The sequence below is a fragment of the Lampropedia hyalina DSM 16112 genome (genome assembly GCF_900129055.1).
Lineage (GTDB): Bacteria > Pseudomonadota > Gammaproteobacteria > Burkholderiales > Burkholderiaceae_C > Lampropedia > Lampropedia hyalina.
This window is the reverse complement of sequence record NZ_FQUZ01000058.1, coordinates 1-1,295: the sequence shown is the minus strand read 5'-3', so window position 1 is coordinate 1,295 and position 1,295 is coordinate 1. Positions and strand designations below refer to the sequence as shown.

At 55.0% G+C, this 1,295-nt stretch carries 1 protein-coding gene; it reads left to right on the top strand.

Going from position 1 to position 1,295, the window contains the following annotated elements:
* The first annotated feature begins 54 nt into the window (after positions 1-54).
* Positions 55-1,280, top strand: a protein-coding gene (locus BUE21_RS14075; RefSeq protein WP_234971162.1) for an IS3 family transposase whose coding sequence is annotated in 2 segments (ribosomal slippage) — positions 55-322 and positions 322-1,280 — 1,227 coding nt in all. Because the reading frame shifts where the segments join, the coding sequence is not laid out codon by codon here.
* The last annotated feature ends 15 nt before the right edge of the window (positions 1,281-1,295 follow it).

Genomic DNA, 1,295 nt, shown 5'->3' with positions numbered 1-1,295 from the left:
TGAAGTTCCCCCCATTGACCGGACACCTTATATTTCTCAAAGAAGGAGTCCATCATGTCTTCAAAACGCCCGCAGTATCCACCTGAGTTTCGCAGTCAAATTGTTGAGCTGGCCAAAGCAGGTCGCACACATGCTGAACTTGCCCGAGAGTTTGGATGCCACGCCACCAGCATTGGCACCTGGGTTCGCCAGAGTCAAATTGATGAAACCGGCGATACGTCTTCAGATGCACCGTTGAGCACCGCTGAGCGCCAAGAATTGACCGCATTACGGCGCGAGCTCAGGCAAGTTAAGCAGGAGCGCGATATCTTGGCAAAGGCTACAGCCTGGTTTGCTCACAAAAGCGAAGCAGACACGCCGTCTACACGCTGATCGAAGCAAATCAGGCCGACCTTCCCATAGATGCCATGTGCAAACACCTGCAAGTGAGCAGCAGCGGCTACTACGAGTGGCGTGCTCGCACGCCCAGTCGCAGGCAGCTGCGCAATGCTCAGCTGTGTGAGCAAATCCGCAAAATTCATCAAGCCAGTGACTGCACCTATGGCGCACCACGCGTGCACGCGCAACTGCGCCATCAGGGCCAAGTCGTCAACCTCAAACGGGTCGAGCGCTTGATGCGGATGATGGGTTTGCAAGGCGTGAGCAGGCGCCGGGGCTTTGTGGTGACCACGCAAAGAGACGGCAAGCACGAAGCAGCGCCAGACCTGGTCAAGCGCTGCTTTGCTGCCGATGACATCAACCAACTGTGGGTAGCCGATATGAGTTATATACCGACTTGGCAAGGCTTTTTTTATTTGGCCGTCGTCATCGACGTCTTCAGCCGCAAAGTGGTGGGCTGGGCCTTTGGCTCACGCATGACAGCGGACTTGGTCGTTGCTGCCTTGAACATGGCGCTTTACACCAGAAAGCCAGAGCGGGTGATTCACCACAGCGATCAGGGCAGCCAATACACCAGCTTGGCGTTTGGCCAGCGTTGCAAAGAAATGAAGGTAACGCCCTCCATGGGGACGGTGGGTGATGCCTACGACAACGCCATGGCTGAGAGCTTTTTTGCGAGTCTGGAATGTGAGTTGATTGACAGGAGAAGTTGGCCAACAAAGGCAGGAGCCAAGCGCGACATCTTTAGCTGGATCGAGGGCTGGTACAACCCGCACCGGCTGCATTCAGGCATCGGTTACCTGTCGCCTGTAGAGTTTGAAAAAAGGAGGAAAGGCAGCAAGAAATCTGTTTCCAAACCAACGCCAGAAATGGCCGATCCAGTGTTCTATACCCTCCGGTAATGTGGGGGAACTTCA